The organism is Nocardia coffeae, assembly GCF_019890715.1.
In the GTDB taxonomy this organism is placed as follows: Bacteria; Actinomycetota; Actinomycetes; order Mycobacteriales; family Mycobacteriaceae; genus Nocardia; species Nocardia jiangxiensis.
This window is the reverse complement of record NZ_JAINZY010000010.1, coordinates 390146-404194: the sequence shown is the minus strand read 5'-3', so window position 1 is coordinate 404194 and position 14049 is coordinate 390146. Positions and strand designations below refer to the sequence as shown.

15 protein-coding genes and 1 pseudogene are annotated in these 14049 nt (G+C 67.8%); 12 read left to right on the top strand and 4 right to left on the bottom strand.

Annotated features, from left to right (window positions below; all coding sequences use genetic code 11):
• Together K7711_RS49055 and K7711_RS32365 are read right to left on the bottom strand one after the other, a co-directional pair.
• Positions 1-159, bottom strand: a pseudogene (locus K7711_RS49055) (NAD(P)(+) transhydrogenase (Re/Si-specific) subunit alpha); the annotation flags it as partial.
• 241 nt (positions 160-400) lie between these two features.
• A complete protein-coding gene (locus K7711_RS32365) occupies positions 401-541 on the bottom strand; it encodes a hypothetical protein (RefSeq protein ID WP_222974064.1) in 141 nt (46 codons plus the stop codon).
• Positions 542-924: 383 nt separating this feature from the next.
• Between K7711_RS32365 and K7711_RS32360 the strand changes: the two genes are divergently transcribed.
• Positions 925-1983 (top strand): NAD(P)H-dependent amine dehydrogenase family protein, encoded by a 1059-nt coding sequence (locus K7711_RS32360; RefSeq protein ID WP_222974062.1) that lies wholly within the window; start codon positions 925-927, stop codon positions 1981-1983.
• A gap of 149 nt (positions 1984-2132) precedes the next feature.
• A complete protein-coding gene (locus K7711_RS32355; RefSeq protein ID WP_222974060.1) occupies positions 2133-3050 on the top strand; it encodes a DAPG hydrolase family protein in 918 nt (305 codons plus the stop codon).
• Here K7711_RS32355 and mftR read toward each other — a convergent pair.
• Positions 3044-3661: a mycofactocin system transcriptional regulator MftR gene (mftR, locus tag K7711_RS32350; protein WP_222974058.1), complete on the bottom strand. Its 618-nt coding sequence runs from the start codon at positions 3659-3661 to the stop codon at positions 3044-3046. The genes K7711_RS32355 and mftR overlap by 7 nt on opposite strands.
• A 95-nt stretch (positions 3662-3756) precedes the next feature.
• On the opposite strand from mftR, the gene mftA reads away from it, so the two are divergent.
• The 7 genes from mftA to mftF are packed head-to-tail and all read left to right on the top strand — an operon-like array spanning position 3757 to position 9453.
• Entirely contained in the window at positions 3757-3885 is a 129-nt protein-coding gene (gene mftA, locus K7711_RS32345) for a mycofactocin precursor MftA (RefSeq protein WP_222974056.1), read from the top strand.
• Between the two features lies 1 nt (position 3886).
• Positions 3887-4198, top strand: a complete 312-nt coding sequence (gene mftB / locus K7711_RS32340) for a mycofactocin biosynthesis chaperone MftB (RefSeq protein WP_308015047.1) — start codon at positions 3887-3889, stop codon at positions 4196-4198.
• Complete coding sequence (gene mftC, locus K7711_RS32335) at positions 4195-5400, top strand: mycofactocin radical SAM maturase (RefSeq protein WP_222974052.1); 1206 nt, start codon at positions 4195-4197, stop codon at positions 5398-5400. The genes mftB and mftC overlap by 4 nt, the downstream gene beginning before the upstream one ends.
• A 16-nt stretch (positions 5401-5416) precedes the next feature.
• Positions 5417-6589: a pre-mycofactocin synthase MftD gene (gene mftD / locus K7711_RS32330; protein ID WP_222974050.1), complete on the top strand. Its 1173-nt coding sequence runs from the start codon at positions 5417-5419 to the stop codon at positions 6587-6589.
• 2 nt (positions 6590-6591) lie between these two features.
• Positions 6592-7245, top strand: a complete 654-nt coding sequence (mftE, locus tag K7711_RS32325; RefSeq protein ID WP_222974048.1) for a mycofactocin biosynthesis peptidyl-dipeptidase MftE — start codon at positions 6592-6594, stop codon at positions 7243-7245.
• Positions 7232-8044: a mycofactocin-coupled SDR family oxidoreductase gene (locus K7711_RS32320; protein ID WP_222974046.1), complete on the top strand. Its 813-nt coding sequence runs from the start codon at positions 7232-7234 to the stop codon at positions 8042-8044. The genes mftE and K7711_RS32320 overlap by 14 nt, the downstream gene beginning before the upstream one ends.
• A complete protein-coding gene (gene mftF, locus K7711_RS32315) occupies positions 8041-9453 on the top strand; it encodes a mycofactocin biosynthesis glycosyltransferase MftF (protein WP_222974044.1) in 1413 nt (470 codons plus the stop codon). Before K7711_RS32320 ends, mftF begins: the two co-directional genes overlap by 4 nt.
• Positions 9454-9824: 371 nt before the next feature.
• Here the strand turns inward: mftF and K7711_RS32310 are convergent, their stop codons facing one another.
• Positions 9825-10790: an esterase/lipase family protein gene (locus K7711_RS32310; protein WP_222974043.1), complete on the bottom strand. Its 966-nt coding sequence runs from the start codon at positions 10788-10790 to the stop codon at positions 9825-9827.
• A 559-nt stretch (positions 10791-11349) separates the two neighbouring features.
• Between K7711_RS32310 and K7711_RS32305 the strand changes: the two genes are divergently transcribed.
• Genes K7711_RS32305 through K7711_RS32295 form a run of 3 tightly spaced genes read left to right on the top strand, consistent with a single transcriptional unit; the run spans position 11350 to position 14048 of the window.
• Positions 11350-12075 (top strand): tyrosine-protein phosphatase, encoded by a 726-nt coding sequence (locus tag K7711_RS32305; RefSeq protein ID WP_222974041.1) that lies wholly within the window; start codon positions 11350-11352, stop codon positions 12073-12075.
• 15 nt (positions 12076-12090) lie between these two features.
• Entirely contained in the window at positions 12091-12930 is an 840-nt protein-coding gene (locus K7711_RS32300) for a metallophosphoesterase family protein (RefSeq protein ID WP_222974039.1), read from the top strand.
• Complete coding sequence (locus K7711_RS32295; RefSeq protein WP_222974037.1) at positions 12930-14048, top strand: ABC transporter ATP-binding protein; 1119 nt, start codon at positions 12930-12932, stop codon at positions 14046-14048. The genes K7711_RS32300 and K7711_RS32295 overlap by 1 nt, the downstream gene beginning before the upstream one ends.
• Position 14049: the final 1 nt, after the last annotated feature.

Sequence of the window (14049 nt, the reverse complement as noted above, 5' to 3'; positions counted from 1 at the left end):
CACGACCACCCGCACACCCTGCTTCACCAGGCCCGCAACAATCTTCGGCACCAACGCCACCCGACGCTCACCCGAATCGGTCTCACGAACGACACCGACGCGCGTGCCCTCTCCGGCATTCGGCGGCGCTGCACCGACTCCGACCTGCGTTGTCTCCACTGCCGGAAATCCTTTCTAGAGATCGAGAGCTGATACATCGGGCGAAGGCCGGACATGACCGTCGCGAATCGCCGGATGAAAATCGCTGTCGCACAACCGAACAGTCACCGGAACGGACCACCCGCCGGTCGGGACGCATCCGCGGTCCCCGCCACCACGGAGTCGTCCACGACGGCCTCGACCCGGTCGAGGTTCTGTGCCCAACTGTCGCCCGGCACACACCGAAACACGATCCGAACGGTCATCGACGTAATCGGGGTCGCGTTACGCCGATCATCGAGCAGTTTTCGATCACCGCGCACGCCACCGCAGCCACCGGACCCGCACCGATGCCGCTGACACCGCCGCTGACCTGTACGACTCCGCCGTCCAGCCGTTTCATGCGGGTGACCGTAGCACAAGTCCGAACACTTTTATAGACACTAGTCCAGACACTAGAACTGCGGTCTCGCGATGCTCCACCACAGTCGTCTCGGCAATTCCCCCGGGCGATCGAAGAGAGCAGGAATCAACCGCACCACCCCAGCCTGCGACCGATCCCCGAACCTGCACCTCAGCAAGCCTGATCGGGGGACCAGCCAAAGTACCTGTGCCCGACTCGAATCCGGGATGAACAGACGAATCCACAACACGAAAGCCCAGCTGCCGCCGCATATTTCCGCGAATCTCCGGAAGCGGAGCGGTAGCCAAGCGCGCGCACTGATGCCAGACTGCCCCGGGGCGAGACCGTCTCACTGGAAGAATTGCTATCGCGGAGGAGGGCTCATGCTCAGGGTTGTGCAGTGGGCGACCGGTGGCGTCGGCAAGGCCGCGATCGAGGCCGTGCTGCGGCATCCGGAACTCGAACTGGCCGGATGCTACGTCCATTCGGAGGACAAGAACGGCAAGGATGTCGGGGAGATCCTGGGCATCGATCCGCTCGGGGTCACCGCGTCGAACGACATCGACGCGATCCTGTCGCTCGATGCCGATGCGGTGGTCTACACCCCGCTGGTGCCGAATACCGAAGAGGTCACCCGAATTCTGCGCTCGGGCAAGAACGTCGTCACCCCGGTGGGCTGGTTCTATCCGGGTGAACGCGATGCCGCGCTCGCGCAGACGGCCGTGGACGCGGGCGTCACCCTGCACGGCACCGGGATCAATCCGGGCGGCACCACCGAACTGCATCCCCTGGTTCTCTCGGCGATGTCCTCGGCGGTCACCTCGGTGCGCGCGGAGGAGTTCTCCGATATGCGCACCTACAACGCACCCGACGTGCTGCGCTGGGTGATGGGCTTCGGCGGCACACCTGAGGAGGCGCACAAGAGCCCGATGCTCGGCCTGCTGTCCGGCGGCTTCACCCAGTCGGTCCGAATGTGCCTGGACACACTCGGTTTCGCCGAGGCGACGATCGGCACCTCGCACCAGGTCGCGGTCGCCACCGCCCCGATCGACTCGCCGATGGGCGTCATCGAGCCGGGAAAGGTTGCCGCCCAACGGTTCCAGTGGGATGCGACGATCGGCGAGCAGGTCGTGGTGCGGATCGCGGTCAACTGGCTGATGGGCGAGGAGAACCTCGAACCGGCGTGGGAGTTCGGCCCGCAGGGCGAGCGCTACGAGATCGAAATCCACGGGGATCCGGACACATTCGTGGTCATCCACGGCTGGCAGCCGACCAGCGTCGCGGAGGGCCTGCGCCGCAATCCGGGCATCGTGGCCACGGCCAACCATTGCGTCAACTCGATCCCGTACGTCTGCGCCGCCGAGCCCGGCATCAGAACCTGCCTGGATCTGCCGGTGGTCGCCGGACGCGCGCATCCGGATCTGGCCGCCACGCAACGCTGACGGCCGATTGCCGAACAGGGTCTGCGGTGTCGGTACACACCTGACCGGCCGATTGTGATGCCTCCCAATCGGTCCGGCCGGACTCTGCCACCTACCCAGGAACAGCCGAACCGGGCGCGCCCGCAACAGGTCCGGGTTATCTTCGCCCGATGGTGCGCAGTGTGAGACTCTCCCGCCGCGCCGCCCTGCTCGCGGGCGGTGCGCTGGCGATCGGCCCGTGGACGCGAGCGTTCGCACGGGCCGATCAGCCGACGTGTCCGTCCCGCTATCCGGGCTATTCCGCGCAGGACTGGGCAAAGCCGTTCTCGCGCTTCATGGCCGCCCACACCCTCCCGGCGCCCGACCCGGTGCAGCAAGCCTTCGCCGGACCGCCCGTCCCGGCCACGCGCATTCCCGACGTCGCCGACCTCACCCGCGATCTCGCGCCGACGGGCTACTTCCCGATCGAGACCGGCTACGGGCAGACCGCGACCGGAATCTCCTGGGTGGCATGCCATACCGAGATGCCCCGGGTGACCGCCCGGATGTGGGATTGGTGGTTCGGGTGGCATTCCAGCGATTCGGCCCGGTACAAGCTCTGGCACCCCGACGCGCACATGTACGCCTCGATCGCCGTCGACAAAACCGCCGCGCCGGTGCCCGATCGCAGCAGGTACGTCGGCAACGTGTCCTATGTCGACGAGTACATCGGCCCGAAACTCCAGCAGCTCGCGATCCGGTTCGACGACCCGGTCGAGCACGGATTCACCGTGCCCGCCGGGCATACCGTCGTCTTCGGCCGCGTCGGCAGCTCGGTCGCGCCCGTGGACCTCGGCTGGCTCGCACACCAGGTCAGGCCGGTGCCCGGCGGCGTCGAGATGCGCAGCCGCTTCTACCTGAACCTGTACGGATTACACGCGCCCGATGCCGGACAGGCACTGTGCGCCACCGAACGCGGCGCCTCGGTCGATCCGCGCGACGTCGTTCTGGGTATGGATGTGGCCCGGAATCTGCTGATGCACTGCGGACAGGAGATGCACCACCTGTCCCGATTCCTACCGGAGCTGTACCAGGCGTTCGGTCACTGACGGACCGAATTCTCCACGCCTGCGGCGAGATACGTCTTCAACGCGGACAACGTCTCCGCCAGCAGCGCGTCCAGCGAGGAATCCGCGTCCTCCAGCCACTGCTCGTACGCGCTCAGCGCGAGCGCCAGCGTCACCTGTCCGGCGGTGCGCGGCAACAGATCTCCGGGATCCAGGCCGAACCGCCGTGCCACGAAATTCGTGATCACCGCACGCCACTGCTGATACTGCAGTACCGAATGCGCTTGCAGGGCAGGCGTTGCCAGGATCAACCGCATCCGTTGCCGATGTGAGGCGACCGCGGCGGGATCCAGCCGGTTGAACTCGATCACCGCCCGCTGTACCGCCTCGTGCACCGGCACGTCCTCGGGCATGTCGTCCAGATGTCCCGCCAGATGCACGAGGCTGGCGTCGAATTGTCCCCAGGGGATGTCGTTCTTGGATTTGTAGTAGCGGAACAGGGTCCGGCGGCCCACTCCGACCGCCGCGGCGATGTCGTCCAGTGACGTCGCGTCGAAGCCGCGCTCGGCGAACAGGCGGAAGGCCACCGCCTCGATCGCTCCGTGATCGGTGGCCGGGGGTCTGCCCGGTGACTTGCGCACTCGGTCGCTCACTCAGCGAAGTTAGCAGAATTCGTCGATCCCCTTCCATTATGGCCTCCGGTGCCATTATTATCCAGATCACACATTCAGCACTCTGAAGGAGCGTCATGAGCGAGCACAACCGCACCGATTACGGCACGGCCGCCCAGCAGACCCAGGCCGAGGTCCAGCTCGACCCCGCAGCCGACAGCCTCGTCGAGGACGTCTCGATCGATGGCATGTGCGGTGTCTACTGAGGTGAACGAGAACGCCTGTGCCGATGGGGCGTTCGATGCCCGGTCGGCGTGGCAGCTGGCTCCGACGGTCTCGCTTCGCAGCGAGCCCTTCGGGGCGCTGGCCTACGACTTCCACACGCGCAAGCTGTCGTTCCTGAAGTCGGTGCAGCTGGTCGGCGTCGTCGAACAGCTCGCCGAATGCCCTTCGGCGCTGTCCGCGATCGACCGCGCCGGCGTTCCGGCGAACGAGCAGCAACGGTATGTGTCCGCGCTCGCCGCCCTGGCACGCAGCAATATGATCACCCCTCGAAAGCCGGAGGCCCGCACTCCATGACGACTCTGCTTCCCGAACCCGCCCCCGCTCCCGCGCCCGTCCCCCGGTTGATCGAGCAGTTCGAACGCGGGCTCAACGCCCCGATCTGCCTGACCTGGGAACTGACCTACGCCTGCAACCTGGCCTGCGTGCACTGCCTGTCCTCGTCCGGACGCCGCGACACGCGCGAGCTGAGCACCGAACAGTGCAAGGCCGTCATCGACGAGTTGCAGCGCATGCAGGTGTTCTACGTCAACATCGGCGGCGGCGAGCCCACCGTCCGCAGCGACTTCTGGGAGCTGCTGGACTACGCCGTCGCGCACGATGTCGGCGTCAAGTTCTCCACCAACGGCGTGCGCCTGACCCCCGAACGCGCCGCGAAACTCGCCGCCACCGACTACGTGGACGTGCAGATCTCCCTCGACGGCGCGACCGCCGAGGTCAACGACGCGGTCCGCGGCCCCGGATCGTTCGATATGGCCACCCGCGCCCTGCAGAACCTGGCCGATGCCGGATTCCGCGACGCGAAGATCTCGGTCGTGGTGACCAGGCACAACGTCAATCAGCTGGACGAATTCCAGGCGCTGGCCAACAAATACGGCGCAACGCTGCGGCTGACCCGCCTGCGTCCGTCCGGCCGCGGCGCGGACACCTGGGACGAACTGCATCCCACCGCCGCCGATCAGCGCGTGCTCTACGACTGGCTGATGGCCAACGGCGAGTCGGTGCTCACCGGCGACTCGTTCTTCCACCTGGCCGCCTTCGGCGAGTCCCTGCCGGGGCTGAACCTGTGCGGCGCGGGGCGCGTGGTGTGCCTGATCGACCCGATCGGGGACGTCTACGCCTGCCCGTTCGCCATCCATGACACCTTCAAGGCGGGCAATCTGCTCACCGACGGCGGATTCAACCGCGTCTGGCAGGAATCCGCGCTGTTCGAGGAACTGCGTAGGCCCACCGGCGGCGGCGCGTGCGCCTCCTGCAACTTCTACGACTCCTGCCGCGGCGGCTGCATGGCCGCCAAGTTCTTCACCGGTCTGCCGCTGGACGGCCCGGATCCCGAATGTGTGCAGGGATACGGCGAGTCACTGCTGGCCGACCGCACACCCGGCGAGACGCCCAAGCCCTCGCAGGACCACTCCCACACGGGCAAGAAGAAGAAGGCGGTAGCCCTCGGCATGCCCATCAGCATGCCCAGCCGCGCCTGCTCCGAAAGCCCCGTCTAGACAAGGAATCCCACAGATGGCCAACGCCTGGTTCGAGACCGTCGCCGAAGCACAGCGCCGCGCTCGTAAACGTCTACCGAAATCCGTGTACAGCGCGCTGCTGGCCGGTTCCGAGGCGGGCGTGTCCTACGACGACAACCTCGCCGCGTTCCGCGAACTCGGCTTCGCACCGCACGTGGCGGGGTTGTCCGATACCCGCGATCTGTCCACTTCCGTTCTGGGACAGGATATTTCGATGCCGGTGCTGATCTCCCCCACGGGTGTGCAGGCCGTGCACCCCGAGGGGGAGGTCGCCGTGGCCCGCGCCGCCGCCGCCCGCGGCACCGCCATCGGGCTGAGTTCGTTTGCGAGCAAGCCGCTTTCGGATGTGCTCGAGGCGAATCCGCAGACCTTCTTCCAGTCGTACTGGATGGGCGACCGCGACACCATGTCCCGCCGCCTGGACGAGGCCCGCACGGCCGGTGCGAAGGGCCTGATCGCGACGCTGGACTGGTCGTTCTCCAACGGCCGCGACTGGGGTTCGCCCACCATCCCCGAGAAGCTCGACTTCAAGGCCATGCGGCAGAACGCGCTGAGCGTGCTGGCCCGGCCGCGCTGGGCGTACGAATTCGCCAAGGCCGGAACGATTCCCGACCTGACGACGCCGAACCTCACGCCGCCCGGCGGGAAAGCGCCGACCTTCTTCGGCGCGTACTACGAGTGGATGCAGACCCCGCTGGCCACCTGGGACGACATCGCCTGGATGCGCAAGGAATGGGACGGCCCGTTCATGCTCAAGGGGATCTGCCGCATCGATGACGCCAAGCGCGCCGTCGACGCCGGTGTCACCGCGATCTCGGTGTCCAACCACGGCGGCAACAATCTGGACAGCACCCCGGCCCCGATCCGGTGCCTGCCGGCCATCTCCGGCGCGGTCGGCGATCAGATCGAGATCGTCCTGGACGGCGGAATCCGGCGCGGCAGCGACGTGGTCAAGGCCGTCGCCCTGGGCGCGCGTGCGGTGATGATCGGTCGCGCGTACCTGTGGGGCCTGGCCGCCAACGGGCAGGCCGGTGTGGAGAACGTGCTGGACATCCTGCGGGGCGGAATCGATTCCGCGCTGCTGGGCCTGGGCAAAACCTCCATTCACGAACTCACCCCCGAGGACGTCATCGTGCAGCCGGGATTCACCCGGACGCTCGGCGGCTGAGGATGCCCGCGCTCGCCGCCGCACGCTACCCGGACCTGCCCGAGCGCCCGAGGGTGCTCGTGCCGGTCGGCGCGACCGAGCAGCACGGCCCGCATCTGCCACTGTCCACCGACACCGTCATCGCGACCGCGGTCGCGCAGCGAGTGGGCGAGCGGACCGGCAGTTGGGTGGCCCCGGCGGTCGCGTTCGGCGCGAGCGGCGAGCATCAGGGGTTTCCCGGGGTGTTCTCGGTCGGGACGACCGTCCTGACCGAGATGATCGTCGAACTCACCCGTTCGCTGGCCCTGTGGGCGGGTGAGGTCGTGTTCGTCAACGGACACGGCGGCAATGTCGGCGCGCTGCGCGCGGCCGTGGAAACCCTTGGCGCGGAAGGGCACAACGCGCGCTGGCTACCGTGCGCGGTGGCCGGTGACGCGCACGCCGGACATACCGAGACCTCGATCATGCTGTATCTCTCCCCCGGCGACGTCGCGCTGGACAAGGCCGCCGCGGGGAATGTCGAGCCGTTACCCGAGCTGATGGATCGCCTGCGGCGCAACGGGGTTCGTGCGGTGTCACCCAACGGCGTACTCGGCGATCCGGCCGGTGCGAGTGCGCGGGCGGGTGCGGAACTGGTCGATCGGATGGTGCAGAGGATTGTCGATGAGCTTGGATGAACGCCCCGAACGGGTCGCCTTCGTGACCGGCGCCGCACGCGGCGTCGGCGCGGCCACCGTGCGCGAGATGGTGCGCCGGGGTTACCACGTGACCGCGGTCGATGCCTGCGGGACCGGACCGGCTTCGTCCGGGGTGCGGTATTCGCTGGCCTCCCCGGCGGAACTGACCGCGGTGGCGGCGACGGATCCGGATCGGATTCTGCCGGTGGTGTGCGATGTGCGTGAGCCCGAACAACTTCGGGACGCGGTCGAACAGACACTGTCTCGATTCGGGCGGCTCGATGCGGCCGTCGCCGCGGCCGGGATCATCGCCGGTGGGCAACGGCAGTGGGAGGCACCCGAATCCGATGTGCGGGCGTTGCTCGAGGTGAACGCGATGGGAGTGTGGAATACCGCCGCCGCGACGGTTCCGGTCATGCTGGCCGGGCCGGATCCGGCGGGCTGCCGATTCGTCGCGGTCGCCTCGGCGGCGGGCGAGCGGGGTCTGTTCCACCTGGCCGGGTACGCGGCGAGCAAGCACGCGGTCATCGGGATCGTGCGGGGCCTGTCGGCCGATCTGGTCGGCACCGGAATGTCGGCGGTCGCGGTATCGCCCGGCGCGACCCGCACCGAAATGCTCACCGCCACCGCCGCCCTCTACGACGACATCGACGATCCGGCCGAACTCGCTGCGCACCAAGGTCTTCGGCGAGTGCTCGAACCCGAGGAGATCGCCGCGACCATCGTCTTCTGCTGTTCGGCGGAGGGTGCGGTGCTGAACGGGTCGGTGGTGCGGGCCGAGGGAGGCTTCGGCACGTGAGCGGCTCGTCCGGGCTCGCCGTGGGCACCGTCATTCGGCTCGGTTCGACCGTCCGCAGATTCGCCGACGGGCGGCTGCTGTTCGGCGGCAGCCCGACCAGGCTGTTGAAGATACGTCCCGCTGCCGCCGCAATCCTGGGCGACACCGGCGAATTCACCGTTTCCGACACGGTGACGGCGAGCCTGGCCGGTTCACTGCTCGGACTCGGGCTCGCGCAGATCGCCTCGGCCGGCCAGCCGGTGCCGCTCGATCAGCTCACCGTCGTTGTGCCGGTACATGATTCACCCCACGCCCTGCGACGGCTGCTGGCGGGCCTCACCGGCGTGCGGGTGGTGGTGGTCGACGACGCCTCACCGGATCCGCTCGCCCACGCCGAGGTCACGAAGGAGTTCGACGCCACACTCGTGCGACTGGAAGTCAACGCCGGTCCGGCCGCCGCGCGCAATCTCGGTTTGCGAACGGTGACAACACCTTTCGTAGGTTTCTGCGATGCGGACACGGTACTGTCCGCCGACGAACTGCAACGCCTGCTGACCCAGTTCGCCGACCCGCGTGTCGTGGCGGTCGCCCCGCGCATCCTCGGCCTGGAAGCTTCCGACGCGAACTGGATCACCCGCTACGAGAACACCCGTTCCTCACTCGACCTGGGCCCCACCTCCGCTGTCGTACAACCGCTTTCGCGCGTCGGCTGGGTACCCGCGGCCTGTCTGCTCGCCCGCGCGGACGCGCTCGGTTCCGGCTTCGACGAATCCATGCGCGTCGGCGAGGACGTGGATCTCATCTGGCGTCTGACTCGCAACGGCTCGCTCGTACGCTATGTCGCCGACGTGACCGTCCGGCACGAACACCGCCGCACACCCGGCCCGTGGCTCACCCGCAAATACCTCTACGGAACCAGCGCCGCTCCCCTCGCCGACCGTCACGGCGAACAGGTCGCACCGGCGGTTCTACCTCCCGCCCTCGCTCTCGCAGCGACCGGACTCCTCCTGCAAAACCGTTGGGCCACAATGCTCTCGGCCATCGCATTCCTGACCCACGCCAGGCACATCCACCACCGCCTGCGCCGCGTCGCGGCACCGCCACAGCTACATGCCGAACTCACCGCCCGCGCCGCCACCGACACCCTCGGCCAGATATCGGCACTGCTGCTGCGACACTGGTTCCCGATAACCGTTCTGGCACTGCCGTTCTCCCGCCGAGCCCGCCGCGCCACAGCCGCCGCGATCCTCGTCGACACCATCACAGAGCTGCGCTCGCATCCGCCATCCGGCAATCCCGCGACTCACCTGCCGGCCCGCAGGCTCGACGATGCCGCCTACGGGTTGGGCGTCTGGCGTGGAGCCCTCCGGCAAGGTTCTCCGAAATGCCTTCTCCCCCACATCACTCGACCCCGACGCGGGACCGCATAGGCGTCCGCGTCCGCCGCCGGGAACGTCCGGGTCCGGGCGGAAAGAACCCGGACGTTCCACCGCACCAACCGCGAGAACTGCGCTCTCGCGGATTCGACGGCACAGTACGGATCATCGACCCCGAGGGGCTGCCCTACGATCGGCCGCCACTGTCCAAGGCGTACCTCGCCGGTCCGACCGATCGCGCCGCACTCCACCTCGCGCCGACGCCGATCGACGCAGCGGCACCCCGATGACGCCGGGCATGCGTGCCCGCTACGCATTCTGAATCCATTGCGTCGCACAATAACCCGCGAGCGTAGACCGGCAATCGGCCAGCGCTGATTGCCGGTCACCGTGCAGACCGCGAGCCGGGGACGCGTGTGGGCCCGCTACTGATACCGAGCCGCATAAGCCGGCAACGGCGGCTCGGCGACAGTCCAGTTCGCGGGGTTCAGCAAACCGACCGACGCCGCTGTCAGAGTCGCCTGAAAGCCGGTCGCACCCGACCAATCCACCTGGGGTAGTGCGAGTTGTGAACACAGCGAGTGATCGATACGGGCGGCGTCGGCCGGACCATGGTGCGCCAGCGTATCCAGCACCAATCCGTAGGCGGCCGAATCGATCACAAGCAGCCCATGATCGGCGAACCGGCCGGGGCAGACATCTTGAACCATGACGGTGTGCACGCCCGGCAGGGAGGACGCAGAGGGCTGCGGATACACGACTTCGTCCTGATACGAGGCGATGGAAGTGTAAGCCGGGCCGCTCGGGAGCGGTGCGTTGCGGAACGCGTGCATCAGATGCGAATTACTCCGCAGCTGCCACGAGATCGGCGAACACCGACCTCCGGCACACAGGCCGTCGGACAGACCGGTACCACCGAGCGGCGCGGCCAATCCGATCACGGTGGACGCGGCATCGGCGACCTCGGGCCAGAACTTCGCGATCCAGAAGGCCATGATCCCGCCCTGACTGTGCCCGACGATGGCGATCGGCCGACCGGACACCCTGTGGGCATACAGAGCCGCATACGCGGCATATTCCGCCGACGTCGCAAAAGGCCCGAGCGCGCGGTCCGGCAGCGCCACGGTGCAGACTCCATAACCCGCCGCGGGAAGCGCTCGCTCGTAATTCCAGGACCACACCTCTCGCGGTGTGCCACCGGTGCTGGGGATGAGCAGCACCGTCGGCCGCCCCGATCGAGCGCCGTCATCGCACTGCACAGCGCGCGCCAACTGCTCCGCGGGCACAGTGAAACCAGGGCCCAGCCCATCGGCCAGGGCAGCCGGAGCTCCGGCCCAGCCCGCTACGACCCCCGCCGCCACAGCGGCAATCAGGAGACGAGCTATTCGCATTCGGTACTCCCTGAACATCTTCGGTCAGGTCATGACCGGCCCGACACAGCCGATCAGCGCAATCCGGGTCCCTGCGTGACGCCTCTCACCAATATGCCATGCGGGCACTCATGGCCCCGCGCGAGGTCGAAGCGAATAGTGCCCGTGGCGAAGCAGGCGACATGATCGACGCGATCTCGCGGACATTTCGCGCCCACGATTCCGCACGCGGATACGACGCATCTCGAAGATGCGATACGCAGTTCGGCGACTTGGCCGCGGGAGCGCGCCACGGGTTTTTGCGCCGTAGCTAACCGTCGTACGAGCGTGAAGCTTTGCCGACCGTGCCTTCGGTTCGAGTCGTCCAGCGAGGGCCTCGACGATCTTCAACGCCGGCATCCCGCATCGGCCGGGCGCCCCACCCTTCTCTCGGCAATACTAAATACCAGGTCAAATGCAGTTTTCGGGCACCGAGACGCCTGGATCCCACCTCATGGCCGAGTCTTTCGACATCTCGATGTCGGTGATCATTCACTTGTTCAGATCCCATCTCGACACTTTCATCTAGATGAATGAAGGCGTGACGCAATCAGCTGCGTGTCGTCGGCTACCGGTCGGCAACACATACAACCTTCGTGATATCGGTGATTACCAGGTGGCGGATGGTGCCCGGACTGGTTGGGGCCGCCTGTTCCGCTCCGACGCGACCCGGTTCACCGCGGGTGCCGACCTGGCCGATCTGGGCCTGCGGACAGTGATCGATCTGCGCGACGACGTCGAGGTGACGGCGCTGCCCACCGGTCTCGACGCGTTCGTTCCGAACGTCCTGCGCCGTGCACTGGACCCTCGGTCCTTGGTGTCCGCGCTGTCCGCGAACTCGCCGGACCCACTCGGCGATCTGTACGTGGCACTCCTGCACGAGCGGGGCGCCGAACTCACGACGATCGTCGCCGACCTGGCTCGCCCGGGAGCGCTGCCCGCTCTGGTGCACTGCGCGGCGGGTAAGGACCGCACCGGCGTGGTGATCGCACTCGTACTCTCCGCCATCGGCGTGCCGGACGATGTCGTGGCCACCGATTACGCGCTCACCGCCGACTACCTGACCGCCGAATTCTTCGCCGCGCTCCCGACCGAGTCCGGTGCCGCGGACCCCGCCGACGCGGCATTGCACGGCGCCCGGCCCGAGTCCATGACCGCGATGCTGCGCGTCCTGTCCGCCGAATACGGCGGTGCCCGTGCGTTTCTCACCGGCCACGGCCTGCCGAACGAGGCCATCGACCATCTCCACACCGCTCTCACCCACTGAATCAAGGAGTCACCCATGAAGATCGTGCAGATTTCCGACACCCACCTGACCGCGTCGGGCGGTCCCACCACCGATGCCTTCCGGCTGCTGGCGCAGCATCTCAACGAGGAGGTCCGGCCCGACCTGGTGGTGCACTCCGGCGATATTCAGGTCCTGCATCCGGACGACGCCGCCGACCGTGCCCACGCCCGGGAGCTGCTCGACCTGATCAGCGCCCCGCTACTGGTGGTCCCGGGCAATCACGACATCGGCATGCCCGGCCTGAATGCCTGGGCAGGTCTCAACGTGACCGATGACCGCGTGGCCGCGCACGAGGCCGCGTTCGGCCCCGGCCACTGGCGCCACGACACCGAGGAGGCGATCCTGCTCGGGATCAACAGCGAAGTGCTCAGCTCGGGCCTGCAGCTCGAGGCCGACCAGTGGCGCTGGTTCGAGCAGACCCTCGAGGACCTGCCCGCGGGCCGCCCGGTGCTGCTGTTCCTGCACAAGCCGCTGTGGTCGGTGACCGACGAACCGGTCGACCATCAGGTCGACGTCGGGCCCGTCGCCCGGGATCGCCTCCTCGGCCTGCTGAAGCGGATCGATCTGCGCGCGGTCGGCTGCGGACATCTGCACCGCTACCGAAATGTGCAGCGGGACAACGCGATCGAGGTGTGGGCACCCGCCACCGCGTTCCTCGCCCCCGGTGAGGACGACCTTCCGGAGGCGCGCGAGGAGCTGGGCTACGTCGAGTACACCGTCACCGACGGCGCGGTCAGCGCCGAGTTCCGGCTGGTTCCGGGGATGCCGCAGATCACCACCGACGACGTTCCCGAGATCGCCCAGGCGATCGAGGCCATGACGGCCGCGGTCTGATGGCCACCCTCGAACTCGACGGGATCGTCCGTCGTTTCGGCGACACCACCGCGGTCGCCGACGTCTCGCTGGTCACCGAGCGCAACGAGTTCCTCGTGCTGCTCGGCCCCAGCGGCTGCGGCAAAACCACCCTGCTGCGCATGATCGCCGGACTCCTGCCGCCGAGCGAGGGCCGCATCCTGGTCGACGGGCGCGACGTCACCACCTTGGCGCCGCGGGAACGCGATCTGGCGATGGTGTTCCAGAACTACGCGCTCTATCCGCACCTGACCGTCGAGCGGAACCTCGGCTTCGGGCTGAGCGTGCGGAAAACCGGCAAGCAGGAGATCCGCAGGCGCGTCGACGAAGTCGCGGAGCTGCTCGACCTAGGCCATCTGCTGCGCCGGCGCCCGAAGGAGCTGTCCGGCGGGCAGCGCCAGCGGGTGGCGCTGGGTCGCGCGATGGTGCGCGAGCCGATGGCCTTCCTGATGGACGAGCCGCTGTCCAACCTGGACGCGAAACTGCGGTCGAGCACCCGGACCCGGCTCATCTCACTGCATCGCCGGCTGGACACCACCTTCGTCTACGTCACCCACGACCAGGTCGACGCGATGACCATGGCCACCAAAGTCGCTGTGCTGAACCAGGGTCGGGTCGAACAGTTCGGCACTCCGGTGCAGATCTACGACGAACCCGCCTCGGCGTTCGTCGCCGGGTTCATGGGCTCGCCGCCGATGAATCTGCTGCCCGCAGAACTCGTTACGGGGCCCGACGACCGGCTCGTCCTGCGCGCCAACGGAATCGAGGTCGAGTTGCCGTATCGCGCCGGGGGCGACCCGGGCGTGCGCGAGGTGCTGCTGGGTGTGCGCCCCGAACACCTCGCGCCCGTACCCGCCAACCATGACGGCCCCACTCTGCGTGGGCGAGTCGATATCGTCGAGAACCTCGGCAACGAGGAGATCGCCCAGGTCGAGGTCGGGGACCTGCGGGTGAGCGTCCGCGGCGCCAGGCCGATCCATCTCGTGCCCGGACAACTCACCACCCTGGCGGTGCGTCCCGAACACATCCACCTCTTCGCACGGCAGAGCGGCCTGCGCCTCACCTGGGAGCCCGAACCGGCCCCCGCCCTCGCTTCCTGAA

Coding starts and splice junctions, on each gene's coding strand:
- K7711_RS32355 (WP_222974060.1), top strand. CDS start 2,133: ATGGTGCGCAGTGTGAGACTCTCCCGCCGCGCCGCCCTGCTCGCGGGC.
- mftD (WP_222974050.1), top strand. CDS start 5,417: ATGGCCAACGCCTGGTTCGAGACCGTCGCCGAAGCACAGCGCCGCGCT.
- K7711_RS32295 (WP_222974037.1), top strand. CDS start 12,930: ATGGCCACCCTCGAACTCGACGGGATCGTCCGTCGTTTCGGCGACACC.
- K7711_RS32320 (WP_222974046.1), top strand. CDS start 7,232: ATGAGCTTGGATGAACGCCCCGAACGGGTCGCCTTCGTGACCGGCGCC.
- K7711_RS32300 (WP_222974039.1), top strand. CDS start 12,091: ATGAAGATCGTGCAGATTTCCGACACCCACCTGACCGCGTCGGGCGGT.
- K7711_RS32310 (WP_222974043.1), bottom strand. CDS start 10,790: ATGCGAATAGCTCGTCTCCTGATTGCCGCTGTGGCGGCGGGGGTCGTA.
- mftC (WP_222974052.1), top strand. CDS start 4,195: ATGACGACTCTGCTTCCCGAACCCGCCCCCGCTCCCGCGCCCGTCCCC.
- mftE (WP_222974048.1), top strand. CDS start 6,592: ATGCCCGCGCTCGCCGCCGCACGCTACCCGGACCTGCCCGAGCGCCCG.
- K7711_RS32360 (WP_222974062.1), top strand. CDS start 925: ATGCTCAGGGTTGTGCAGTGGGCGACCGGTGGCGTCGGCAAGGCCGCG.
- K7711_RS32365 (WP_222974064.1), bottom strand. CDS start 541: ATGAAACGGCTGGACGGCGGAGTCGTACAGGTCAGCGGCGGTGTCAGC.
- mftA (WP_222974056.1), top strand. CDS start 3,757: ATGAGCGAGCACAACCGCACCGATTACGGCACGGCCGCCCAGCAGACC.